Below are 22,390 nucleotides of genomic sequence, written 5' to 3'. Positions count from 1 at the left end.
CATGCACACAGCCCAGCCGAGCGCACCCCCACCGGTCCGGCTCATCGGCGCAGCTTCGGCCCTGGGCGCGCCGCACCCGGGCAGCGCAGACGCACCTGCCGCGCTGCTGCGATCCGGCCTGGTGCGCCGATGCGCCGAACTCGGCCTCGCCCTGGAAACTGCCCTCGTGCTCGCCCCCGAAATGTCCCCGAGCGAAAACGCTGGCGAAGGCACCACGATGAGCGCACGCCTCGCCACCAACGCGCGCTTCGCAGCCCGCCTTGCCGATGCACTCGCAGCGGCACCCGCAACGGCGCGCACATTCGTCCTCGGTGGCGACCATGCGATTGCGGCCGGCAGCTGGCGCGGACTCGGACGGCAGGCCGGCCTGGCGCCGGGCCTGCTGTGGGTGGACGCCCACCTCGACAGCCACACCGAGACCACGACGCACTCCGGCAACATCCACGGCATGCCGCTCGCAGCACTGCTGGGTGCAGGCCCGGCCGCACTGGCCGGGATCGAGGGCCCCACCCTCGACCCCGCCCGCACCTGCATCTTCGGCGCGCGGGCCTGGGAAGCGGAGGAACACAGCCTGCTTGAACGCCTTGGCGTGCGCGTTTTCGCGGCGAACGAGATCCACGCACGCGGGTTTCAGACCTGCTTCACGGAGGCGCTCGGCATCGTGCGCGCCGACCGGCGTGCGGGGTTCGGCCTGAGCCTGGACCTGGATGCGCTCGACCCGCAACACTTCCCGGCAGTGACCTGCCCCGAGCCCAACGGCCTCGAGCCGCTAGCGCTGGAGGCGGCGCTGCACACACTGCGCAATTGCGCCGGCTTCCGCATGCTGGAGATTGTCGAATACCGCCCCGACCTCGATGTGGACGGACGCTGCGCGATCTGGATTGCCCGTCTCGCGGCAGCCGCGCTCGTGAGCGGCACCCCGCACACCTGATGTGGCCTGCGCGACGACCCCGGTCGCGCGTTGCGTCGACGCAATAATTCACGGCCGATCAAGCCCTTGGAGGGGAATTCGCCGCCCCCGCAGCAGCATTCTGTTGCTACACTCCGCCCTCTTTTCGCTTGCCACCCTGCTCATCGCGCGCGGATGCGCCATCACGAAGGGCCTAATCATGCTGCTCTGGCTTGTCGTCGCTTATCTCGTCGTTTCCATCGCCATCGGCCTGTATGCCGCCACCCGGGTGCACAACGCTCGTGACTACATCACCGCAGGCCGCAACCTGCCGATGTTCGTCGTGCTCGCGATGGTGTTCGCCACCTGGTTCGGCGCCGAGACGGTGCTCGGCATCTCGGCGACCTTTCTGGAGGAAGGCTTCCGTGGCCTGATCTCCGACCCGCTCGGTGCCTCGGTGTGCCTGGTGCTGTTCGGCCTCGTCTTCGCCCGCCCGCTGTACCGCATGAACCTGCTCACGCTGGGCGATTTCTTCCGCATGCGTTACAACCGCACGACCGAACTGGTGCTCTCGATCTGCATCGTGCTGTCCTATCTCGGCTGGGTGGCGGCGCAGATCACAGCCCTCGGCCTCGTGTTCAACGTGCTGTCGAGCGACCTGGTGAGCATGAACCAGGGCATGCTGATCGGCGCCGGCGTGGTGCTGGTCTACACCCTGTTCGGCGGCATGTGGTCGGTCGCGATGACCACCTTCGTGCAGATGATAGTGATCGTCATCGGCCTCGTCTGGGTCACCTGGATGGCGGGCGACATGGCAGGCGGCTTTGACAACGTGCTTTCCAAGGCCGCGGCCGAGGGCAAGTTCGACTTCCTGCCCTCCCTCGACATGGTCGACATGATTGCGTGGATCGCCGCCTTCGCCACCATGGCGCTGGGCTCGATTCCGCAGCAGGACGTGTTCCAGCGCGTGAACTCCTCCAAGAACGAAGCCGTCGCGGTGTGGGGCACCACGCTCGGCGGGGCGAGCTACTTCTTCTTCGCCGCCGTGCCGCTGTTCCTCGCCTACACCGCCAACATCATCGACCCGGCCATGGTCGAGCGCCTGATGGAGCAGGACTCGCAGCTCATCCTGCCGACGCTGATCCTGCAGTACATGCCCTTCTACGCGCAGGTGATCTTCTTCGGCGCGCTGCTCTCGGTGATCATGAGCACCGCGTCCGGCACCCTGCTCGCACCCTCGGTGACCTTCTCGGAGAACGTACTGCGCGGCTTCATCCCCGGCATGAGCGACCGCGCCTTCCTGCTCAGCACGCGCATCACCGTGATCGTGTTCACCGCACTCGTCACCTGGTACGCGACGAGCACCGAATCATCGATCCACGAGATGGTCGAGAACGCCTACCGCGTGACCCTGGCCGGCGCCTTCGTACCGCTGGCGGCCGGGCTGTTCTGGAAGCGCGCCAACAACCTCGGCGCGGCGCTGGCAGTCATCCTCGGTCTTTCGACCTGGATCCTGTTCGAACTGTTCGTTCCCGAAGGCGACATCGAACCTCAGTTGTACGGTCTGGCCGCGAGCGCGCTCGGCATGCTGGCAGGCGGCCTGCTCGGGCCGAAGCAACACCATCGCCCGCACATGGGCGGGCGCCACGCGGCAGCGGGGACCTACCACACCCCGCGCTGAACGGCGCCCCCCGAGACGGGCAACAAATCCAGCCGGCCGCCCCGCGTTTGACGGTAATCAACGCGCGAGCGGCCGGCCTCGTATATGGTTGCGGCGTTTTTTCCCTTGGAAATCCGCCTGCCATGACCGCGTCTTCCCCGATCGAGCTCGTCTGCCCCGCAGGCAGTCTGCCGGCCCTCAAGACCGCCGTCGACCACGGTGCCGACTGCGTGTACCTCGGCTTCAAGGATGCCACCAACGCGCGCAACTTCACCGGCCTCAACTTCGATCCGCCGCAGATGCGCGAGGGCATCGCATACGCCCACGCTCGTGGCAAGAAGGTGCTGCTGGCCCTCAACACCTACCCGCAAACCAGCAACTGGTCGAGCTGGACCCAGGCAGTGGACCGCGCAGCCGAGTTCGGACTCGACGCACTGATTCTCGCCGACCCCGGGCTGATGGCCTATGCGGCCAAGACCCACCCGCACGTGCGCCTGCACCTGTCGGTACAAGGCTCGGCCACCAGCTACGAGGCGATCAATTACTACCACGAGCGCTTCGGCATCCAGCGCGCAGTGCTGCCGCGCGTGCTGTCGATGGCCCAGGTCGAGAGCGTGGTCGCCAACACCCCGGTCGAGATCGAGATCTTCGGTTTCGGCGGACTGTGCGTGATGGTCGAGGGCCGCTGCGCGCTATCGGCCTATGCCACGGGCGAGTCCCCGAACTGCAATGGCGCCTGCTCGCCGGGCAAGCACGTGCGCTGGGAAGACACCCCGCGCGGGATGGAAACGCGCCTCAACGGCATCCTGATCGACCGCTTCGCCGAAGGTGAGCGCGCAGGCTACCCGACGCTGTGCAAGGGCCGCTTCGAGGTCAATGACGAGACCTACTACGCACTTGAAGAGCCGACGAGCCTGAACACCCTCGAGCTGTTGCCCGAACTTGCCCGCATCGGCATCCGCGCGATCAAGATCGAGGGCCGCCAGCGCAGCCCTGCCTATGTCGCCCAGGTGACCAAGGTATGGCGCGCCGCGCTCGACAAGCTCAAGACCGGAGGCGCGGAGAACTTCAGCGTTCTGCCCGCCTGGATGGCCGAACTCAACAAGGTCTCCGAAGGCCAGAGCCACACCCTGGGCGCCTACTACCGCCCGTGGAAGTGAGCCCCGCCCCTACCCCAACGAGAACACCCCTCATGAAACTCGCCCTCGGCCCCCTGCTCTACTACTGGCCGCACCAGAGCGTGCTCGATTTCTACGCCGACATGGCCGAAGCGCCGGTCGACAGCGTCTATCTCGGCGAGACCGTGTGCTCGCGCCGCCATGAACTGCGCCTGGAGGACTGGATTGAAGTCGGCAAGGTGCTTTCCGCTGCTGGCAAGGAAGTGGTGATGAGCACCCAGGGTCTGATCGAGTCCGAGTCCGACCTCAAGGTGCTGCGCCGCATCGTGCGCCAGAGCGCCGAAGGCGACCCCGGCTTCCGCGTCGAAGCCAACGACATGGGCGCGGTGCGCCTGCTCGTCGAAGCCGGCGTGCGAAACTGGATCGCCGGCCCCACGCTGAACATCTTCAACCCCGGCACGCTGCAACTGATGATCGACTCCGGCGCCACACGCTGGGCGGTCGCCCCCGAAATGTCAGGCGCAGCCCTCGCCGAAGTGCGCGCAGCGCTCGCTGCGCCGGTCGAGACCGAAGTCTTCGCCTATGGCCGCCTGCCGCTGGCGCACTCGGCGCGCTGCTTCACCGCACGCCACTTCAACCTGCAGAAGGACACCTGCGAGTTCCGCTGCCTGTCGATCATGGACGGCATCACCCTGCGCACACGCGAAGGCGAATCCTTCCTGACCCTGAACGGCGTGCAGACGCAATCGGCGCGGGTGCACAACCTGCTCGGCGACCTGCCCGCAGTGGGGCAGAACGCCGAAGTGCTGCGCATCAGCCCGCAGGGCGCGAACACGCGCAGCATTGTCGAAATCTTTCGCGCTGTGGTCGACGGTAAGCGCGCACCCGCCGACGCACTCGCCGCAAGCCGCGAATGGATGGTCGAGGAGCCCTGCAACGGGTTCTGGCATGGCCGCGCCGGGGTGGAACAATACGTCGCCGCCTGACTCAGCCTGCCTAGCCCTGCAACGGAGCCCGAACATGCCCGCCCTGCCCTCGCTTCCCCGCCCGCCCCTGCCCGCCGAGCTCCTGCCCGGCAGCCTCCGCCAGCGCATCGGTGAGCGCCTGGAGAACTTCCGCGTCCCGGACTTCAAGGTGCCCGCCACGCTCGCGAAGCTGGTGTCGCGCCTGCCCCAGCAACCGCCCACCCACGTGCTGACGCTGGCCCTGAACCTCGCGCTCGGTCGCATTCTGCCGCGCGAGACGCTGGCGCCGCTCACCGGACACCACCTGCAGATGCGGGTGCTCGACGCCGGCCTCACGCTCGATTTCACGCTGGACGAGAGAGGTTTCCGCCGCGTCACGCCCACGCCCGGCACCAAGCCGGCGCTGATCATCTCCGCGACCACCCGCGACTTCATGGCGCTGGCGCTACGCGAGGAAGACCCGGACACCCTGTTCTTCAGCCGCCGCCTGCGCATGGAGGGCGACACCGACCTCGGCCTGCTGGTCAAGAACACTCTGGACGCAGTCGACTGGGACGCGCTGAAGGCGAAGCTCACCGGACGACGCTGAGTCCACGCATCCGCCCGGCGGCCGTAGCCGCCGGGCACCCACCCCGAAGCCTCCGCCGCATACCGATGCGCCGGGGGCTTCGCACATACAGCGACTGCGTTAAAGTAGGCGTCCGCCCCGCCCCCCGGCGTTCCGCGCGCACGCCGGCCCGCATCACGATGCCCTCCGAATTCGACCTGATCCGACGCCACTTCACCCGCACGCCCCGCCACACCGTGCTCGCCGTCGGCGACGACGCCGCCCTGCTGCAGCCCCGCGCAGGCATGCAGCTCGCCGTCTCGACCGACATGCTGGTCGCCGGCACGCACTTCTTCGCCGACACCGACGCCTGCGACCTGGGCTGGAAGGCCCTGGCGGTCAATGTGTCCGACCTCGCCGCCATGGGCGCAGAGCCGCGCTGGGCGTTCCTCGCGCTCGCGCTGCCGGCGCCGGACGAAGACTGGATCGCGGCCTTCGCCGAGGGCTTCTTCGCGTGTGCGGAGCGCTTCGGCGTTGACCTCGCCGGTGGCGACACCACCCGCGGGCCGCTCACGCTGTCGGTTACCATCGCCGGCGAGGTCCCGCCCGGATCAGCCATCACCCGCACCGGCGCGCAAGCTGGCGACGAACTCTGGGTGTCTGGCCAGCCCGGCCTGGCCGCACTCGGCCTGGCCGCCCTGCGGGGCGAAGCGACCCTGGCCGGGGCCGCACGCACACGCTGCCTGCAGGCGCTGCAGCGTCCGCAGCCGCGCGTGGGGCTCGGAAAAGCGCTGCGCGGGATCGCCTCCGCAATGCTGGATGTTTCAGACGGGCTGCTCGGCGACCTCGGCCACATCCTGGACGGCTCGCAGGTCGGCGCCATCCTCGAAGCCGAGGCGCTTCCCACCGCGGCGCTGCGCGCCACCGCGACCCCCGAGGCGACCTGGCACCGCTGCCTGCTCGCCGGCGGCGACGATTACGAGCTGCTCTTCAGCGCCCCGCCCGAACGACGCGGCCAGGTCGAGGCGCTGTCGCAGGCGCTCCACTTGCCGCTGCACCGCATCGGCACGCTGAATCCCGAAGCCGGAACCCTGAAGCTGCGCGAACACGATGGCACGCTGGTGCACCTGACGCGCAGCGGCTACGATCACTTCCGCTGACCCTCCTGCCCACACCCGACCCGAGAGAATCCGCCCCGATGCGCCCCACCCTCCGCCTGATGATGAGCCACCCAGCCCACTTCATCTCCCTGGGCTTCGGCTCCGGCCTGTCGCCCTGGGCCCCGGGGACGGCCGGCACACTGCTCGCCTGGCTTCTCTACCCGCTCCTCCGCACACCGGTGTCCGAGTTCGTCTTCCTCGCGCTGCTCGCGAGCTTCTTCGTCGCAGGCGTGCTCGCAGCCGAACGCACCGGCAAGGCCCTGGGCGTACCGGACCATGGCGGCATCGTGTGGGATGAGATGGTGGCCACCTGGCTGGTGCTGATGTTCGTCCCCGGCACCCTCGCATGGCAGGCGGTGGCCGTCGGACTGTTCCGCGCCTTCGACATTCTCAAGCCGCCGCCGGTGCGCTGGGCGGACCACAGCTTCAAAGGCGGCTTCGGGGTCATGCTCGACGACCTCTTCGCCGCAGGGTACACACTGCTCGCGGTGGCCGCGCTGGTCGCCCTCTTCGGCGCCTGAGCCCATGAACGACAGCGAGCTCGATACGCTGGCGCGTGCAGCCGGTGCGGCACTTGCGGGGCGCGGGTGGTGCATGGCCACGGCCGAGTCCTGCACTGGGGGCTGGATCGCCGAAGCCGTCACGGCCATCAGCGGCAGCTCCGCCTGGTTCGACCGCGGCTTCGTGACCTATTCCAACGCTGCCAAGATCGACATGCTGGGCGTGTCCCCCGCCACCCTCACCGCACACGGCGCCGTAAGCGAGGCCACGGCGCTCGAGATGGTGGCCGGCGCACTCGAACGCAGCCTGGCAGACATCGCGGTGGCGGTCTCCGGCATCGCCGGACCGAGCGGCGGCACCCACGACAAGCCCGTCGGCCTGGTGTGCCTGGCGTGGGCCACGCGCGACGTGCCGGCGCGCGCGCTCACCCTGCGTTTCGCGGGCGACCGCTACGCCGTGCGTCGGCAAACCGTTCTGCGCGCCCTGCAGGGTATCGTTGAGCTCGCCTCGCCCGCCGATTGAATCACGGCCTGCCTCCAACTGCTTGCAGCCGTCCAGGGCTTCACGTATTTACTGTACTCCCATACAGGCCTTACACTGATGGCGGCGGCACGGCAGACCGCAGGCCTGCAATCTTTGTGCCATAATTCGCTCAACCAGACAGGACGCACTCCAATGGACGACAACAAGGCCAAGGCTCTCGCCGCAGCGCTCTCGCAGATCGAGAAGCAGTTCGGCAAGGGCTCGATCATGCGCATGGGCGACGGCAACGTCGAGCGCGATATCCAGACCGTCTCCACCGGGTCCCTCGGGCTCGACATCGCACTCGGCCTCGGCGGCCTGCCGCGCGGTCGGGTGGTCGAAATCTACGGCCCCGAATCTTCCGGCAAAACCACGCTCACGCTGCAGGTCATCGCCGAGATGCAGAAGCTCGGGGGCACTGCAGCCTTCATCGACGCCGAGCACGCGCTCGACGTCGGCTACGCCGAGAAGCTCGGCGTCAACATCGAAGATCTGCTGATCTCGCAGCCCGACACCGGCGAGCAGGCGCTGGAGATCGCCGACATGCTGGTGCGCTCGGGCGGCGTGGACATCGTGGTGGTCGACTCGGTCGCCGCGCTCACGCCCAAGGCCGAGATCGAAGGAGAGATGGGCGACCAACTCCCCGGCCTGCAGGCCCGCCTGATGTCGCAAGCGCTGCGCAAACTCACCGCAAACATCAAGCGCACCAATACCCTGGTCATCTTCATCAACCAGATCCGCATGAAGATCGGTGTGATGTTCGGCAGCCCGGAGACGACCACCGGCGGCAACGCGCTCAAGTTCTATGCCTCGGTGCGCATGGACATCCGCCGCACCGGCACGATCAAGAAGGGCGACGAAGTGGTCGGGTCCGAGACACGCGTCAAGGTGGTCAAGAACAAGGTCTCGCCACCATTCAAGGAAGCGCACTTCGACATCCTCTACGGCGAGGGCATCTCACGCGAGGGCGAGATCATCGACCTCGGCGTGGAGCGCAAGATCGTCGACAAGTCCGGCGCCTGGTACGCATACAACGGCGACAAGATCGGCCAGGGCAAGGACAACTCGCGGGAGTTCCTGCGCAACAATCCCGCGCTCGCACGCGAGATCGAGAACAAGGTCCGCGCTGCGGTCGGCCTGCCCGAGATGGCGCCTGCCAGCCCGGCTTCCGCCCCTGCCGAGGCCTGAGCGGAGCCGCGCACATGGGCGAGCCGAGCCTGCGCGAGCGCGCGCTTCGCCACCTCGCCCGCCGCGACCACTCGCGTGCCGAGTTGGCGCGCAAGCTCGCCTCGCATGGCGAGCACGACGAGATCCAGGCCGTGATCGCGCGCATGGGCGAACTCGGCCTGCAGTCCGACAGCCGCTATGCCGAAGCCTTCGTGCGCAGCAAGTCGGCCCGCTTCGGCGAGACACGGCTGCGCAGGGAGCTCACTCTGCGCGGAATCGACCGTGATCTGATCGACGCTGCGCTCGCGACGGAGTGCGTAGAATCGGAGCTCGACCGTGCTCGCAGCGTGCTGCGCGGCCGATTTTCCACGCCGCCCACCGAGACCCGTGAATGGGCCCGCCAGGCGCGCTTCCTGCAAACCCGGGGTTTTGCACCCGAACTGATCCGCAAGCTGCTGAAAGAGCCCCACGATGAGTCTGCTTAAGGTCGCAGGACTGCAAAAGCGCTACAAGGCGCGCACCGTGGTGCACGACGTTGGCTTCGAGGTCGGCTCGGGCGAGGTGGTCGGCCTGCTCGGACCCAACGGCGCAGGCAAGACCACCTGCTTCTACATGATCGTCGGCCTCGTGCGCGCAGACGGCGGGCAGATCACCCTGGACGGGAAGGATCTGACCCATCTGCCGATCCACGCCCGCGCACGCCTGGGCCTTTCCTACCTGCCGCAGGAGATGAGCGTCTTCCGCAAACTCACCGTGGCCGAGAACATCCAGGCGGTGCTCGAGTTGCAGGGGCTGGACAAGCGCAATGTCAGCGAGCGGCTCGAAGAGCTGCTGATCGAACTCGGCATCCACCACCTGCGCGACAGCACCGCGATCTCGCTGTCGGGCGGCGAGCGCCGCCGCTGCGAGATCGCCCGTGCGCTGGCCACCGATCCGCGCCTGATCCTGCTCGACGAACCCTTCGCCGGCGTGGACCCGATCGCGGTCATCGACATCCAGAAGATCATCCGCTTCCTGAAGGAGCGCGGCATCGGCGTGCTGATCACCGACCACAACGTACGCGAGACGCTCGGTATCTGCGATCGCGCCTACATCATCAGCGAAGGCCGTGTGCTCGCCAGTGGCGCACCGACCGAGATCATCGAGAACGAGCAGGTGCGCCAGGTCTACCTTGGCGAGCACTTCCGGCTCTGACTGCGCGCCCCTCCTCACGCCATGAAGCCCAGTCTCCAGCTCAAGCTCTCGCAGCACCTCACACTGACGCCGCAACTGCAGCAGTCGATCAAGCTGCTGCAGCTATCGACGATCGAGCTGAATCAGGAGATCGAGCGCTTCCTGCTGGACAACCCGATGCTCGAGCGCGAGGAGGGCGAAGGCGAGTTCCTGCCCGCCGCCGCAAGCACGCCCAGCGAACAATCCCACCAGGAAGCGCCGCAGGGCGAAGGCCCCGCCGAGTCCGGCAGCGAGGCCCTGCAGCATGAAGGCGGAGAGGGCAGCAGCGAGGATGAAGGCATCGACTGGTCCAGCGTGGGCACCGGGGCCTCCAGCCGCAGCGAGGACGATGAGGACGTCGATTATCAAGAGTTTCAGGCCGCCGGCATCTCGCTGCGCGACCACCTCGATCAGCAGATCGCCCTGTCGCCGCTGTCGGATCACGACCGCGCGCTGGTGCGATTCATCGTCGAGGCGCTGGACGATGACGGCTATCTGCACCAGCCGCTTGAGGAACTACTCGAACTGCTGCCGCCCGAATCGGGCATCGAACTCGAAGACCTGAGCATTGCCCTGCACCATGTGCAGAACCTCGAACCAGCGGGCATCGGCGCGCGCTCGCCGCAGGAATGTCTCGCGCTGCAGTTGCGCACACTGCCCGACTGCGCGACGCGAGCACTCGCCCTCGAGGTCGCCACCAAGCACCTGGAACTGCTCGCCGAACGCAACTTCGCCAAACTGAAGAAGCTCACTGGCTCGGACGACGAATCGCTGCGCGCGGCGCACGCACTGATCTGCAGCCTCGACCCGCACCCCGGCTCGCGCTATTCCACCAGCGAGACACGCTATGTGCTGCCCGACGTGGTCGTACGCAAGGTGCGCGGGCGCTGGTCGGTCAGTCTCAACCAGGACGCCATGCCGCGCCTGCGCATCAACCGCCTGTACGCCAGCCTGCTGCAGCAGAACCGCGGCCAGGGCGGCGGACTGGGCGGCCAGTTGCAGGAGGCACGCTGGCTGATCCGCAACGTGCAGCAACGCTTCGACACCATCCTCCGCGTTTCCCAGGCCATCGTTGACCAGCAGCGGCAGTTCTTCGATCATGGCCCTGTGGCCATGCGCCCGCTCACGCTGCGGGAGATCGCCGACCAGCTTGAACTGCACGAGTCGACCATTTCGCGCGTGACCACGCAAAAGTACATGGCGACACCGCGCGGCGTGTTCGAGCTCAAGTATTTCTTCGGCAGTCATGTCGCCACCGACACCGGTGGGGCGGCCTCTTCCACGGCGATTCGCGCGCTGATTCGCCAGTTGGTGGAAGCCGAAGACAGCAAGAAGCCGCTGTCCGACGCCAAGATTGCCGAGATTCTAGGCCAGCAGGGTATCGTGGTCGCACGGCGCACCATCGCCAAGTATCGCGAATCCCTCAATATCCCGCCGGTCAGCATGCGCAAATCCATCTGACAACCACAGGAGTCACCATGAATCTCAACATCACCGGGCATCATGTCGAAGTTACCCCGGCCATCCGCGACTACGTCACCTCCAAGCTCGATCGCGTCATCCGCCACTTCGACAACGTCACCAGCGTTGCGGTAATCCTCTCCGTCGAGAAGCTCAAGCAGAAGGCCGAAGTGACCCTGCACGTGCGCGGCAAGGACATCTTCGTTGAAAGCGACGATGCCGACCTGTACGCCGCCATCGACTCGATGACCGACAAGCTCGACCGCCAGGTGCAGAAATACAAGCAGAAGATGGCCGAGCACAACCACGAGTCGCTGAAGCACCAGACCCCCGAGGACTGAGCCTTTCGTTACAGCCCCATGACCGGGGCGCGGTTGTGGTTATAATGCGCGCGTTTTGACGACGCCTGCGGCGCCCGCCCCGGAACGACAGTCGCCCCGGCGACCTGGAAGACCGGGGCGTCGTGTTTGCACACCTGCGAATGAGCCTGATATCCCAACTCCTGCCACTTTCCAATGTGGTGGTCGACCTCGACGCCAGCAGCAAGAAGCGCGTCTTCGAGCAGGCCGGCCTGCTTTTCGAGAACAACCAGGGCATCGGTCGCAGCACCGTTTTCGACAGCCTGTTCACCCGCGAACGCCTGGGCTCCACCGGCCTCGGGCAAGGCATCGCGATCCCGCACGGCCGCATCAAGGGCCTCAAGGATGCAGCGGGCGCCTTCCTGCGCCTGGCCACACCAGTCCAGTTCGATGCGCCGGACGGCCGCCCGGTCAGCATGCTGTTCGTACTGCTCGTGCCCGAACAGGCCAACGAGACACACCTGCAGTTGCTCTCCGAACTTGCGCAGATGTTCAGCGATCGCGCATTCCGCGAAGCGCTGCTGAATGCGCCGGATGCGGCACACATCCACCAGATGTTCATGAACTGGGGCGCCCATGCGGCAGACCAGCCTGACGCGGCTGTATGAGACCCATCGCGACAGTCTCAGCCTGATCCACGTCAGCGGGCCGCTCGAGGCCCGCCTCAGCGTGGGCGAAGAGCGCATCTGGCCGGCTGATCTGGTCGGCCACCTCAATCTGATCCACCCCACCCGACTGCAGGTGCTCGGCAGCGCCGAACTGGCCTGGGCGCAACGCCACTCCAACGAGAAGGTCGCTCACCATCTCAACGAGATCCTGTCGGCGCACCCGCCAGCCATCATCGTCGCCGACGGCTGCGAGGTGCCCAACATCCTGCACGGCATCTGCGAGGCCCACGACGTAGCGCTGTTCACCGCGCGCCACCCTTCGGCGGGCGTGATCGACCAGCTCCGCCTCTATCTCTCGCGCGAGCTCGCCGAGAAGGTCTCGCTCCATGGCGTGTTCATGGATGTGTTGGGGCTCGGCGTGCTGATCACCGGCGACTCGGGGGCCGGCAAATCCGAGCTCGGCCTGGAGCTCATCTCACGCGGCCACGGCCTCGTCGCGGACGACGTGGTCGAATTCTCGCGCATCGCGCCCACTGTACTCGAGGGGCGAAGCCCCGAGATGCTGCAGGATTTCATCGAGGTACGTGGTCTGGGGCTCCTCGACATCCGCACGATCTTCGGCGAGACCGCCTGCCGCCGCAAGATGCGCCTGCGCCTGATTTGCCACCTCGACCGCCGCCAGCCCGGTCCGGGAGATCCGAGCCGTCTTCCGCTACAGCAGGAGACCCAGGACATTCTCGGCGTGAAGATCGCCCGCGTCGTGCTCCCGGTGGCCGCCGGGCGCAACCTCGCCGTGCTGCTCGAAGCTGCGGTTCGCTCCACCATCCTGCGCCTGCGCGGCATCGACTCCACGCAGGAGTTCATCGAGCGCCAGTCGCGCGCGCTCCGAGCGAGTGAGGACGACATCCGGAGCGCCGGGGGCGGATATCCATGAGCGGCTGCGTGGCACAGGCCAACGGTCCGGCTCGCCTTCACGGTCGCCATCACCGTTAGTCGCCAACTCCTCGCGCGTCCATACGCGCAAACGCTTGGGCATACCCCTGCCCCGAACGCTTGCCCAGCATGCACTTGCCGCCGGCGGCACGCGACTGTTACGCTCGGCCGCTTTGCAGCAGCGCACCGGCACCGCCATGAACACCCCCAACGATTACCTCGAACGCATCCTCAACGCACGGGTGTACGACGTCGCCGTCGAAACGCCGCTTGAGCTCGCGAGCAATCTGTCCGCGCGCGCGCACAACCGCATTTTCCTCAAGCGTGAGGACATGCAGCCGGTATTCAGCTTCAAGATCCGCGGCGCCTACAACAAGATGGCGAACCTCTCGCCGCAGGCGCTGAAACGTGGCGTGATCTGCGCTTCGGCCGGCAACCACGCGCAAGGCGTGGCACTCTCTGCCGCCCGGCTCGGTGTACGCGCCGTGATCGTGATGCCCAGCACGACACCACAGATCAAGGTGGACGCGGTCCGGGCACGCGGCGGCGAGGTCGTTCTGGCCGGTGAATCCTATTCCGACGCCTACGCACACGCGAAGGAACTCGAGAAGTCCGAGCGGCTCACTTTCGTCCATCCCTTCGACGACCCCGACGTGATCGCAGGCCAAGGCACCATCGGCATGGAGATCCTGCGCGCGCACTCCCAGCCGATCCATGCGGTCTTCTGTGCAATCGGCGGGGGCGGGCTGATCGCGGGGGTCGCGGCCTACATCAAGCGCCTGCGCCCGGAAACCCGGATCATCGGGGTCGAAACCGTAGACGCGAACGCGATGGCAGTCTCGCTTGCTGCCGGCCAACCGGTGGAACTCGATCAGGTCGGGATCTTCGCCGACGGCACGGCCGTGCGCCGGGTGGGCAACGAAACCTTCCGCCTGTGCCAGCAGTATGTGGACGAGGTCATCCTGGTCGACAACGACGCGATCTGCGCCGCGATCAAGGACGTGTTCGAGGACACGCGCGCCATCCTCGAGCCCTCGGGCGCACTTGCCATCGCCGGAGCGAAAGAGTACGCCCGCCAGCACAAGTTACGCGAAAAGAGTCTGGTCGCGGTCGCCTCGGGCGCGAACATGAACTTCGACCGCCTCCGCTTCGTCGCCGAGCGCGCCGAGCTTGGTGAACAACGTGAAGCCGTGCTGGCGGTGACCATTCCGGAGAAGCCCGGCTCGTTCAGGAAGTTCATCAGCGTGCTCGGCAACCGCAACATCACCGAATTCAACTACCGCTACGCCGACACGCAGCAGGCGCACATCTTCGTTGGCGTCACCTTGCACAACCGCAACGAGGTCGCACGCCTGGTCGAAATGCTCGCGCGTCATGAACTGCCCGCAATCGACCTCACCGACGACGAACTCGCCAAGAGCCACGTGCGCTACATGGTGGGCGGGCGAGCGCCCCAGGCGGAAAACGAGGTGGTGTACCGCTTCGTGTTCCCGGAGCGCCCCGGCGCGCTGATGAATTTCCTGTCCACCCTTCGCTCGGACTGGAACATCTCCCTGTTTCACTATCGTAACCATGGCTCCGACTTCGGTCGCGTGCTGGTCGGTATGCAGGTACCGCCGCAGGACAAGGCCGCCTTCGACGACTTCCTGCAGCGCCTGGGTTACGACTTTACGCCGGAAAGCGAGAACCCAGCCTACCGCATGTTCCTGTCGGCCAGCTGATTCCGGGGGCGTGCCTCGAACGCACCCGCCTCCGTCACCAGCCACTGCATGGGGCGGTCGTGCGGCTGCGGAAAGGTGTCCGGCACACGCCCGGCCTCGAAACCCACACCGACCGCTACTGTGCGCATCAGCGCGAGCGTGCGGTCGAAATACCCCCCGCCATAGCCGATCCGGTAGCCGTGATCGTCAAAGGCGTTGAGCGGGACCAGCACCAGTTCCGGCTGCACCTCGACACCATCGGCGGGGTGCGGAATACCGTGACGATCGAGCGGCATCGGCACGCCGGGCGTCCATGCACGGAACGTCATGGGCGCATGGCGTTCCAACACCACCGGAAGCGACGCGACACGCCCCGGCCGCGCTGCCAGCCAGCCCTGCACCCAGTCACGCAGATCCGGCTCAGCGCGATAGGGCCAGCAGAAACCTAGGGTATCGGGCTGCAGGCGTGCGACGAGTTCGTCAAGGTGCCGGGCGATACGCAGGGTAAGCTGCGCCCGGCGCTCTGCAGGCATCGCCTGCCGGTGCGTGAGCGCGCGTTCACGCAGGCGCTTGCGCAGTGCCGCCTCGTGGGCGTCGCCCTGCCCGTCGGGGATGGGGGGGTGCTCGTGGGTCATGCCGCAAACCAGAAGATTCGTACTGCAGGATTCATCGGGGAAATGCAGCCGCCCCGGAAGAACATGAAAAAGACGTCTTTCACCACCCGCTTCTTCACAAGCCTGCTGACCGCAGGCCTGATCCATGCCACCAGCGCGCACGCGCAGCCGGTGGCGCCCGCAGGGGACGAACGTATCGTCGCCGCTCGCGAGGCCCTGCGCAAGGGCGACCGCGAGCAACTCTCGCAGTTGGCCGCGGTGCGCGATCCGCACGTGCTCGACGCCTATCCGCGTTACTGGCACCTGGTGCACCTGCTTGCCCGGCCGGAACTTCCGCCGCAGGCCGAACTGGAGGCATTCCTCGCGCGCGAGGCCGGCACGGTGCTCGCGGACAGGCTGCGGGCAGACTGGCTGAAACGGCTGGCCAAGGAGGGCGACTGGCAGGGCTTCCTGCAGCGCTACGACGGGCTGGTGAACGCCGACGACGAGTTGCACTGCAGCGCATGGACGGCACGGCTGATGAGCGGCGACACCAGCGTGCCCGGCGAGGTCGCGCAGCAGTGGCATGAACGCCTCACGGCCCACGACGCCTGCGCCCCCGCACTGCGCAGCGCCGCCAGCAGCGGCGCAGTGGATGAAGACGGCGTGTGGTGGCGCATCCGCCGCCAGATCGACTCGCGCACCCCCGAGGCCGCCTTCGCCAGCCTCGCCCTGCTTCCCACCGGACGGGCGCCTACCCACGCTGCCCTCGACCAGGCTGTGCGCTCGCCCGCCCCCTGGCTGGATCGCCTGCCGCCCAACTTCGCGGTCACGCGCGCCGGCCGCGAAGTGGCACTCGCCGCGCTGGTGCGTCTGGCCCGCGAGGATGTAAGCGCAGCGCAGACACGCCTGCTGCGCATCCAGGACCGCCTCAGCGCGGAGGAGAGGAACTACATCCACGTGGTGATGGGCCTGCATGCCGCGCAAAGCCGGCTACCCGAGGCGGTCGACTTCTTCACCGCTGCCGGTGACGTCACCACAACGCCCGAGCAGCGCGCCTGGCGCGTGCGCGCCGCATTGCGCGTGCAGGACTGGCGCCGCGTACGCGCAAGCATCGAGGCCCTCCCCGCGCAGGAGCGCGAGCGCCCCGAATGGATCTACTGGCTGGGCCGGGCCCATGCCGCGCGCGGCGAGCGCGAGGCCGCTGAGGCGCTCTTCCAGCGCATCGCCGGAGAACCTGACTTCTACGGCATGCTCGCCAGCGAGGCGCTCGGCCAAGCCTTCCTGCCGCCACCGGCCAGCCCGCCGTTGCCGCGCGCCGCGCTGGAGGCCGCAGAGCGCGACCCGGGGTTGCAGCGGGCGCTGGCCCTCTACCGCCTCGATCTGCGCACCGAGGCCGTACGCGAGTGGATCTGGGCCGTGCGCGACCGCGACGAGTTCTTCCGCCTGGCCGCCGCGCACTTGGCTTTGCGCAACGAGCTCTACGATCGCGCCATCAACACCGCCGAACTCGCCAATCCACGCAGCCACTTCGAGCTGCGCTTCCTGACCCCCTACCGTGAGGTTGTAGAGCCGCAGGTGCGCACACAGGGGCTGGATCTGGCGTGGGTATATGGGCTGATGCGCCAGGAGAGCCGCTTCGTCGTCCCCGCACGCTCCAGTGCGGGCGCCCAGGGGCTGATGCAGGTCATGCCGGCCACGGGTAAGTGGGTCGCGGGCAAGATCGGCCTGAACGGCTACCATCCACGCATGCTCAACGATCCCCGCACCAACGTCCTGCTCGGCACCAGCTACATGCGTCTGATTCTGGAAGGATTGGATAGCCACCCGGTGCTGGCGAGCGCGGGGTACAACGCAGGGCCGGGACGCGCGCGGCGTTGGCGCGACAGCGGCCCGCTCGAGGGCGCGATCTACGCCGAGACCATCCCATTCGACGAAACCCGCGATTACGTCAAGAAGGTGCTCGCAAACGCGGTGATCTATGCCGCAATGATGGAAAAACGGCCACAATCGCTCACGGCTCGCCTGGGGACCATCGCGCCCGCGCCCGCCAGCGAGTAAGCTCCAGCCCTGCGGCATCGCCGCATCAATAACGAGAAACCCTCCGAGTCGAACCATGAATCCGAAACGCATCGTCCTCATCGGCGGCTCCGGCTTTATCGGTAGCGCCATTGCCAACCGCCTGTGCGAAGCAGGCGTAAAGGTCATCCTTCCTACCCGCCGCCGCAGCCGTGCCGGTCATGTGCTGCTGCTGCCCAACGCCGAGGTGGTCGAAGCCGACGTGCACGACCCCGCAACCCTTTCCGCACTGGTGGCTGGCGCAGACGCCGTGGTCAACACGGTCGGCGTGCTGCACTCGCGCCCCGGCACGCCCTTCGGCCCGGACTTCGCGCGTGCGCACGTCGAGCTGCCGCAGAAGATCGTGGCGGCCTGTCGCGCCGCACGCGTGCCGCGCCTGGTGCACATCAGCGCGCTCGGCGCGGACTCGGGCGGCCCCTCCGAATACCAGCGCTCCAAGGCTGCGGGCGAAACCGCCATCCGCACCTCGACACCCGAGACCGAGTGGACCATCCTGCGCCCCTCGGTGGTCTTCGGTCGCGGGGACAGCTTCCTCAACCTGTTCGCAGACCTGGTGCGCATGTTCCCGGTAATCCCCCTCGCCGGCGCCAGCGTCCGCTTCCAACCGGTCTACGTGGAAGATGTGGCCGAAGCCGTCTGGCAGAGCCTGGTCCGTCCCGACGCCACCGGCAAGACCTTCGATCTCGCCGGCCCCACCGTCTATACCCTGCGCCAACTGGTCGAGTACGTGTCCGAACTCACGGTCGGCAAGCGCCGCAAGGTGATTCCGCTGCCCGAGAACATCGCGATGATGCAGGCGCGCCTGATGGAGCTCGCCCCCCAGCCGCTGATGAGCCGCGACAACGTGCGGTCGATGCGGGTGGACAACGTCGCCTACGGCGATCCCTTGCCCTACGGCCTTGCGGCCACCCCACTCGAGGCGGTGGCACCCGGCTGGCTGGGCGATGCCGGGCCGCGCGCCTTCTACTACCCGTTCCGCCGCCACGCGCGGCGCTGAAATTCCACCCACATCAGCCCCGGAGCCCGCGATGAAGCTCATCATCGGCAACAAAAACTACTCGTCCTGGTCCCTGCGCGCATGGCTGGCCGCGCGCGAGGGCGGCTTCAACTTCGAGGAGATCCGCATCCCGCTGTTCATCCCCGGCAGCCGCGAACGCATCCTGTCGCACTCGCCTTCGGGCAAGGTGCCCTGCCTGAACGACCATGGCTTCAAGGTATGGGACTCCCTCGCCATCGGCGAATACCTCGCCGAGAAGAATCCTGCGCTGTTGCCCGAGGACGCTGCCGCGCGCGCCATCGCCCGCGCGGTGACCGCGGAGATGCACGCTGGCTTCCAGAATCTGCGCAGCCGCATGCCGATGAACGTGCGCAAGGACTACACCGGCTTCGGCCACAGCCCCGAAGTGGATGCCGACATCGCGCGCATCATCGCAATCTGGACCGACTGCCGGGCACGCTTTGGCAACGACGGCCCCTATCTGTTCGGCCGCTTCAGCCTCGCCGACGCAGCCTTCGCCCCGGTCGCCTTCCGCTTCCAGACCTATGGCGTGAAGCCCGAGGGCGTGGCCGGTCAGTACCTCGCCACCCTGCTGGCCAATCCGCACATGCAGGACTGGGCCGTGGCTGCGCGCGCCGAGACCGAGTCCATCCCGGAAGAGGATCTTTACGGCTGATGCAGGCATATGTCGTTGGCGGGGCGGTGCGCGACGCCCTGCTGGGGCTGCCGGTCAAGGATCGCGACTGGGTCGTGGTCGGCAGCACCCCCGAGGAAATGATCGCACGCGGGTTCCGCCCGGTCGGGCGCGACTTTCCGGTCTTTCTGCACCCACGAACGAATGAGGAATACGCGCTCGCACGCACCGAGCGCAAGTCGGGCCATGGATACACCGGCTTCGTCTGCCACGCCTCTCCCGAGGTCACGCTGGAGGACGACCTGCTCCGCCGCGACCTTACCATCAACGCAATCGCACGCGCGGAAGACGGCAAGCTGATCGACCCCTGCGGTGGCCAGCGCGATCTCGCTGCACGCGTGTTCCGTCACGTCTCCCCCGCCTTCGCCGAAGACCCGCTGCGAATCCTGCGGGTGGCACGCTTCGCCGCACGCTTTACCGCCTTCGATGTCGCCCCCGAAACCATGGCGTTGATGCGGCACATGGTCGACGCCGGTGAGGTGGACCACCTGGTCCCCGAGCGCGTGTGGCAGGAATTCGCCCGCGGGCTGATGGAGGAGCGGCCCTCGCGCATGATCCGTGTACTGCGCGACTGCGGCGCGCTCGCCGCGATCCTGCCCGAACTCGATCGGCTTTTCGGTGTGCCCCAGCCCGAGAAGCACCACCCCGAGATCGACAGCGGCGAACATGTGCTGCTCGTCGTCGACGCTGCGGCCAGGGGGGAGCAACCGCTACCCGTGCGCTGGGCCTGTCTGCTCCACGACCTGGGCAAGGCCGACACACCGGCCCATGTTCTCCCCCACCACTATGGCCACGAGGCGGCGAGTGCCCGACGCGCCCGCGAGGTCTCCACCCGCCTGAAGGCGCCCGCCGAATGCCGCGAACTCGCCGAGATGGTGGCGCGCGAACACGGCATCCTCGCGCTCGCCGAGGCGCTGCGCCCCGAAACCATGGTGAAGCTGATCGAGCGCTGCGACGGGCTGCGACGCCCGGAGCGCTTCGAGCTCATGCTCCAGGCCGCAGCCTGCGATCATGCCGGTCGCGGCGGAGAAGATCGCGGCATCTGGCGACCTTTGTCACACTGGCGCACAGCGCTGAGCGCCGTACGCAACGTCGACGCCGCTACAATCGTCGCAAGCTGTCCCGACAAGAAAGACATTCCGCACGCACTGCACGCCGCACGTGTGGCAGCCGTGAAGGCGCGGAACAAGGATCCCCAATGAACAACACCCGCTTCGGCGAACTCGAGGTGCTGTGTCACGCACCCGAACGACCGACACACGACCATCCCCTGCTCTTCGTGCACGGCGCCTATGTCTCGGCCTGGTGCTGGGAAGAGCACTTCCTGCCCTGGTTCGCACGTCAAGGCTGGGCTGCCTATGCGGTTTCGCTGTCCGGACACGGCAGGAGCCGTAGCCGAGAACTGCTGGACACCTATTCCATCGACGACTACGTGCGCGACGTCGCCGAAGTTGCAGCCAGCCTGCCCGCCCCGCCAATCCTGGTCGGACACTCGATGGGAGGTCTGGTGGTACAGAAGTACCTCGAGCAGCACGACGCTCCGGCCGTGGTGCTGATGTCCTCGGTGCCGCCTCAGGGCCTGATGAGCTCGGCGGTGGGGCTGATGTTCAAGCGCCCCAACCTGCTGTCGGACCTCAACCGGATCATGGCGGGCAACGAGGTAGACATCGAGAGCCTGCGCGAAGCACTGTTCCACCAGCCGGTCGCAGCCGACCAACTGCAGCGCTACTACCGTCTCAGTCAGCCCGAGTCCCACCGCGCGATCTGGGACATGTCGCTATTCAACCTGCCGCAGCCGGCGCGCATGCACCGCCCACCGATGCTGATCCTGGGTGCCGAGCACGACGCCCTGATCCCGCCCGACCAGGTGCACATGACCGCGCTGACCTATGCGCGTCAGGCGGAGATCTTCCCCAACGTCGGCCACGGCATGATGCTCGAGCACGACTGGGAACTGGTCGCGATGCGCATCGCAGCCTGGCTGGAGGAGCGCACGCTCTGAGCCCTGGAAGGCGGCTCACAGGGTGTGCAGCCGGTCTCCGCGCGCAAAGCCCAGCAGCGGCGTATCGATTCCGCGCGACAGCGCCAGCACCTTGAACAGTTCGCCCATCTCCTGCGGCGTGGTCAGGCGCTGCACCGCGCGCGCGGCGCGGATGTAGTCCGCACTTTCCTGCGGGCCACGGCGGGCGAGGCAGTCGAGCACGCCGCAGTTGAAGAGGAACTGTGCCTGCGTGGTATAGCCCTGCACATCCAGGCCGGCAGCAAAGCCCGCCTCCGCCACCGCAGTGAAATCCACGAACGCGGTGATATCGTTCAGCCCCGGCCACAGGAAGGGGTCGCCATGGGCGTGGTGGCGGTAATAGCAGAGCAGGGTGCCGCTCGCGCGCGAGGGCAGGTAGTACTCGGCGCGCGGATAGCCGTAATCGATCAGGATCATGGCGCCACGCACCAGACTCTGGGCCCACGCGCTGACCCACGCGCCACCCGCGAGGTTCAGCTCAGTCACGTATTCACCCTGTTGCGGCGCGGGCAGCGCGAGTGCGCCTGCCGCCTCGGCGACTGCACCCTGCGCCGGCGTGTCAGCCCAGCACAGGCGTCGGACGCCCGCATCATCCTGGGCCATGGCGACCCCGCGCTCGAACAGCCCATCGGCGCGCGAAACGATCAGATGCACCGGCATCACGTCCAGCACCTCGTTCGCCACCACCACGCCGCAGAAGGTGTCAGGCAACGCGTCCAGCCAGTGCACGCGGCCCGCCAGATGGGGCGCCTTCGCAGCAAGGGTGTCGAACTGGCGCGCGCGCAACTCCCCCGAAAGCTCGAGGATGCCGTAGCGCTCCGGCGCACGGCCGCGGTGTTCGAGTTCGAGCAGCAGGTCGGCGGCGAGCAGGCCGGTGCCGGCGCCGACCTCGATCACCTCCGCCTCGCTCGCGCACATCACCTGCTCCACCTGGGCCGCAAGCGCCTGACCAAAAAGGGGCGTAAGCTCAGGGGCAGTGATGAAATCGCCGCCAGGACCGAACTTTCGCGCGCCGCCGCTGTAATAACCGAGACCGGGCGCATAGAGCGCGAGCTCCATGTAGCGCGAGAACGGAATCCAGCCGCCGGCCGTCTCGATCTCGGCCTCGATGCGTTCGAGCAGGCGCGCGCTCTGCGTGAGCGCATCGGCGGAGGGCTGGGGCAATGCAGACATGGTCGGGCGATCCAGGGTCGAAGAAAGCCGGA

The 22,390-nt window shown here is 67.3% G+C and carries 23 protein-coding genes; 21 read left to right on the top strand and 2 right to left on the bottom strand.

The genetic code is table 11. The features are described 5' to 3' along the window. The first annotated feature begins 1 nt into the window (after position 1). From ACPT9U_RS04450 to ilvA, 16 genes are all read left to right on the top strand, one after another. Positions 2 to 931 carry an arginase family protein gene (locus ACPT9U_RS04450; protein WP_435750018.1) on the top strand — a complete coding sequence of 310 codons (930 nt, stop codon included), beginning with the start codon at positions 2 to 4 and terminating at the stop codon, positions 929 to 931. Between the two features lie 178 nt (positions 932 to 1,109). Further along, a complete protein-coding gene (locus ACPT9U_RS04445) occupies positions 1,110 to 2,570 on the top strand; it encodes a sodium:solute symporter family protein (protein ID WP_435750017.1) in 1,461 nt (486 codons plus the stop codon). A 122-nt stretch (positions 2,571 to 2,692) separates the two neighbouring features. After that, complete coding sequence (ubiU, locus tag ACPT9U_RS04440; RefSeq protein WP_418363796.1) at positions 2,693 to 3,709, top strand: ubiquinone anaerobic biosynthesis protein UbiU; 1,017 nt, start codon at positions 2,693 to 2,695, stop codon at positions 3,707 to 3,709. Positions 3,710 to 3,741: 32 nt separating this feature from the next. Further along, complete coding sequence (locus ACPT9U_RS04435) at positions 3,742 to 4,653, top strand: U32 family peptidase (RefSeq protein WP_435750016.1); 912 nt, start codon at positions 3,742 to 3,744, stop codon at positions 4,651 to 4,653. A 34-nt stretch (positions 4,654 to 4,687) separates the two neighbouring features. Continuing rightward, entirely contained in the window at positions 4,688 to 5,221 is a 534-nt protein-coding gene (ubiT, locus tag ACPT9U_RS04430) for a ubiquinone anaerobic biosynthesis accessory factor UbiT (RefSeq protein WP_435750015.1), read from the top strand. A 158-nt stretch (positions 5,222 to 5,379) separates the two neighbouring features. Beyond that, positions 5,380 to 6,339: a thiamine-phosphate kinase gene (thiL, locus tag ACPT9U_RS04425; protein WP_435750014.1), complete on the top strand. Its 960-nt coding sequence runs from the start codon at positions 5,380 to 5,382 to the stop codon at positions 6,337 to 6,339. Positions 6,340 to 6,377: 38 nt separating this feature from the next. Then, on the top strand, positions 6,378 to 6,860 hold the full coding sequence (locus ACPT9U_RS04420; protein ID WP_435750013.1) for a phosphatidylglycerophosphatase A family protein: 483 nt from the start codon (positions 6,378 to 6,380) through the stop codon (positions 6,858 to 6,860). Between the two features lie 4 nt (positions 6,861 to 6,864). Beyond that, on the top strand, positions 6,865 to 7,362 hold the full coding sequence (locus ACPT9U_RS04415; RefSeq protein ID WP_435750012.1) for a CinA family protein: 498 nt from the start codon (positions 6,865 to 6,867) through the stop codon (positions 7,360 to 7,362). A gap of 153 nt (positions 7,363 to 7,515) precedes the next feature. After that, positions 7,516 to 8,550: a recombinase RecA gene (gene recA, locus ACPT9U_RS04410; RefSeq protein WP_418363802.1), complete on the top strand. Its 1,035-nt coding sequence runs from the start codon at positions 7,516 to 7,518 to the stop codon at positions 8,548 to 8,550. 14 nt (positions 8,551 to 8,564) lie between these two features. Continuing rightward, complete coding sequence (gene recX / locus ACPT9U_RS04405; protein ID WP_435750011.1) at positions 8,565 to 9,014, top strand: recombination regulator RecX; 450 nt, start codon at positions 8,565 to 8,567, stop codon at positions 9,012 to 9,014. Then, on the top strand, positions 9,001 to 9,723 hold the full coding sequence (gene lptB / locus ACPT9U_RS04400; RefSeq protein WP_435750010.1) for an LPS export ABC transporter ATP-binding protein: 723 nt from the start codon (positions 9,001 to 9,003) through the stop codon (positions 9,721 to 9,723). Before recX ends, lptB begins: the two co-directional genes overlap by 14 nt. Positions 9,724 to 9,744: 21 nt before the next feature. Then, positions 9,745 to 11,202: an RNA polymerase factor sigma-54 gene (locus tag ACPT9U_RS04395; protein WP_435750009.1), complete on the top strand. Its 1,458-nt coding sequence runs from the start codon at positions 9,745 to 9,747 to the stop codon at positions 11,200 to 11,202. Positions 11,203 to 11,219: 17 nt separating this feature from the next. After that, positions 11,220 to 11,543 carry a ribosome hibernation-promoting factor, HPF/YfiA family gene (hpf, locus tag ACPT9U_RS04390; protein WP_418363806.1) on the top strand — a complete coding sequence of 108 codons (324 nt, stop codon included), beginning with the start codon at positions 11,220 to 11,222 and terminating at the stop codon, positions 11,541 to 11,543. A gap of 140 nt (positions 11,544 to 11,683) precedes the next feature. Then, positions 11,684 to 12,169, top strand: a complete 486-nt coding sequence (gene ptsN / locus ACPT9U_RS04385) for a PTS IIA-like nitrogen regulatory protein PtsN (protein WP_435750008.1) — start codon at positions 11,684 to 11,686, stop codon at positions 12,167 to 12,169. Beyond that, positions 12,138 to 13,103, top strand: coding sequence for an HPr(Ser) kinase/phosphatase (gene hprK, locus ACPT9U_RS04380; RefSeq protein ID WP_418363808.1), 966 nt, complete (start codon positions 12,138 to 12,140; stop codon positions 13,101 to 13,103). The genes ptsN and hprK overlap by 32 nt, the downstream gene beginning before the upstream one ends. A 196-nt stretch (positions 13,104 to 13,299) precedes the next feature. Further along, on the top strand, positions 13,300 to 14,823 hold the full coding sequence (ilvA, locus tag ACPT9U_RS04375) for a threonine ammonia-lyase, biosynthetic (RefSeq protein ID WP_435750006.1): 1,524 nt from the start codon (positions 13,300 to 13,302) through the stop codon (positions 14,821 to 14,823). Here ilvA and ACPT9U_RS04370 read toward each other — a convergent pair. Beyond that, positions 14,796 to 15,437 (bottom strand): 5-formyltetrahydrofolate cyclo-ligase, encoded by a 642-nt coding sequence (locus ACPT9U_RS04370; RefSeq protein ID WP_418363810.1) that lies wholly within the window; start codon positions 15,435 to 15,437, stop codon positions 14,796 to 14,798. The two genes, ilvA and ACPT9U_RS04370, sit on opposite strands and share 28 nt — an antisense overlap. 63 nt (positions 15,438 to 15,500) lie before the next feature. On the opposite strand from ACPT9U_RS04370, the gene ACPT9U_RS04365 reads away from it, so the two are divergent. The 5 genes from ACPT9U_RS04365 to ACPT9U_RS04345 are packed head-to-tail and all read left to right on the top strand — an operon-like array spanning position 15,501 to position 21,167. Next, positions 15,501 to 17,456, top strand: coding sequence for a transglycosylase SLT domain-containing protein (locus ACPT9U_RS04365; protein WP_418363811.1), 1,956 nt, complete (start codon positions 15,501 to 15,503; stop codon positions 17,454 to 17,456). A 55-nt stretch (positions 17,457 to 17,511) separates the two neighbouring features. Beyond that, positions 17,512 to 18,471, top strand: coding sequence for a complex I NDUFA9 subunit family protein (locus ACPT9U_RS04360; RefSeq protein WP_435750005.1), 960 nt, complete (start codon positions 17,512 to 17,514; stop codon positions 18,469 to 18,471). A gap of 31 nt (positions 18,472 to 18,502) precedes the next feature. Further along, positions 18,503 to 19,147, top strand: a complete 645-nt coding sequence (locus tag ACPT9U_RS04355; protein ID WP_435750004.1) for a glutathione S-transferase family protein — start codon at positions 18,503 to 18,505, stop codon at positions 19,145 to 19,147. Continuing rightward, positions 19,147 to 20,367 carry a multifunctional CCA addition/repair protein gene (locus ACPT9U_RS04350; RefSeq protein ID WP_435750003.1) on the top strand — a complete coding sequence of 407 codons (1,221 nt, stop codon included), beginning with the start codon at positions 19,147 to 19,149 and terminating at the stop codon, positions 20,365 to 20,367. Before ACPT9U_RS04355 ends, ACPT9U_RS04350 begins: the two co-directional genes overlap by 1 nt. Further along, positions 20,364 to 21,167, top strand: a complete 804-nt coding sequence (locus ACPT9U_RS04345) for an alpha/beta hydrolase (protein WP_418363815.1) — start codon at positions 20,364 to 20,366, stop codon at positions 21,165 to 21,167. The genes ACPT9U_RS04350 and ACPT9U_RS04345 overlap by 4 nt, the downstream gene beginning before the upstream one ends. Before the next feature lie 15 nt (positions 21,168 to 21,182). On the opposite strand, the gene ACPT9U_RS04340 is transcribed toward ACPT9U_RS04345, so the two are convergent. Further along, the gene (locus ACPT9U_RS04340) at positions 21,183 to 22,358 is read right to left on the bottom strand and encodes a class I SAM-dependent methyltransferase (RefSeq protein WP_435750002.1); all 1,176 of its coding nucleotides are present in this window, start codon (positions 22,356 to 22,358) and stop codon (positions 21,183 to 21,185) included. Positions 22,359 to 22,390: the final 32 nt, after the last annotated feature.

The organism is Thauera sp. AutoDN2 (assembly GCF_051280715.1).
GTDB lineage: Bacteria > Pseudomonadota > Gammaproteobacteria > Burkholderiales > Rhodocyclaceae > Thauera.
This window is presented reverse-complemented; position numbering and strand designations above follow the sequence as displayed.

What these genes read in the sequence shown, in the direction of transcription:
- ACPT9U_RS04450 (WP_435750018.1), top strand. Translation starts at nt 2, where the DNA reads ATGCACACAGCCCAGCCGAGCGCACCCCCACCGGTCCGGCTCATCGGC.
- ACPT9U_RS04445 (WP_435750017.1), top strand. Translation starts at nt 1,110, where the DNA reads ATGCTGCTCTGGCTTGTCGTCGCTTATCTCGTCGTTTCCATCGCCATC.
- ubiU (WP_418363796.1), top strand. Translation starts at nt 2,693, where the DNA reads ATGACCGCGTCTTCCCCGATCGAGCTCGTCTGCCCCGCAGGCAGTCTG.
- ACPT9U_RS04435 (WP_435750016.1), top strand. Translation starts at nt 3,742, where the DNA reads ATGAAACTCGCCCTCGGCCCCCTGCTCTACTACTGGCCGCACCAGAGC.
- ubiT (WP_435750015.1), top strand. Translation starts at nt 4,688, where the DNA reads ATGCCCGCCCTGCCCTCGCTTCCCCGCCCGCCCCTGCCCGCCGAGCTC.
- thiL (WP_435750014.1), top strand. Translation starts at nt 5,380, where the DNA reads ATGCCCTCCGAATTCGACCTGATCCGACGCCACTTCACCCGCACGCCC.
- ACPT9U_RS04420 (WP_435750013.1), top strand. Translation starts at nt 6,378, where the DNA reads ATGCGCCCCACCCTCCGCCTGATGATGAGCCACCCAGCCCACTTCATC.
- ACPT9U_RS04415 (WP_435750012.1), top strand. Translation starts at nt 6,865, where the DNA reads ATGAACGACAGCGAGCTCGATACGCTGGCGCGTGCAGCCGGTGCGGCA.
- recA (WP_418363802.1), top strand. Translation starts at nt 7,516, where the DNA reads ATGGACGACAACAAGGCCAAGGCTCTCGCCGCAGCGCTCTCGCAGATC.
- recX (WP_435750011.1), top strand. Translation starts at nt 8,565, where the DNA reads ATGGGCGAGCCGAGCCTGCGCGAGCGCGCGCTTCGCCACCTCGCCCGC.
- lptB (WP_435750010.1), top strand. Translation starts at nt 9,001, where the DNA reads ATGAGTCTGCTTAAGGTCGCAGGACTGCAAAAGCGCTACAAGGCGCGC.
- ACPT9U_RS04395 (WP_435750009.1), top strand. Translation starts at nt 9,745, where the DNA reads ATGAAGCCCAGTCTCCAGCTCAAGCTCTCGCAGCACCTCACACTGACG.
- hpf (WP_418363806.1), top strand. Translation starts at nt 11,220, where the DNA reads ATGAATCTCAACATCACCGGGCATCATGTCGAAGTTACCCCGGCCATC.
- ptsN (WP_435750008.1), top strand. Translation starts at nt 11,684, where the DNA reads ATGAGCCTGATATCCCAACTCCTGCCACTTTCCAATGTGGTGGTCGAC.
- hprK (WP_418363808.1), top strand. Translation starts at nt 12,138, where the DNA reads ATGCGGCAGACCAGCCTGACGCGGCTGTATGAGACCCATCGCGACAGT.
- ilvA (WP_435750006.1), top strand. Translation starts at nt 13,300, where the DNA reads ATGAACACCCCCAACGATTACCTCGAACGCATCCTCAACGCACGGGTG.
- ACPT9U_RS04370 (WP_418363810.1), bottom strand. Translation starts at nt 15,437, where the DNA reads ATGACCCACGAGCACCCCCCCATCCCCGACGGGCAGGGCGACGCCCAC.
- ACPT9U_RS04365 (WP_418363811.1), top strand. Translation starts at nt 15,501, where the DNA reads ATGAAAAAGACGTCTTTCACCACCCGCTTCTTCACAAGCCTGCTGACC.
- ACPT9U_RS04360 (WP_435750005.1), top strand. Translation starts at nt 17,512, where the DNA reads ATGAATCCGAAACGCATCGTCCTCATCGGCGGCTCCGGCTTTATCGGT.
- ACPT9U_RS04355 (WP_435750004.1), top strand. Translation starts at nt 18,503, where the DNA reads ATGAAGCTCATCATCGGCAACAAAAACTACTCGTCCTGGTCCCTGCGC.
- ACPT9U_RS04350 (WP_435750003.1), top strand. Translation starts at nt 19,147, where the DNA reads ATGCAGGCATATGTCGTTGGCGGGGCGGTGCGCGACGCCCTGCTGGGG.
- ACPT9U_RS04345 (WP_418363815.1), top strand. Translation starts at nt 20,364, where the DNA reads ATGAACAACACCCGCTTCGGCGAACTCGAGGTGCTGTGTCACGCACCC.
- ACPT9U_RS04340 (WP_435750002.1), bottom strand. Translation starts at nt 22,358, where the DNA reads ATGTCTGCATTGCCCCAGCCCTCCGCCGATGCGCTCACGCAGAGCGCG.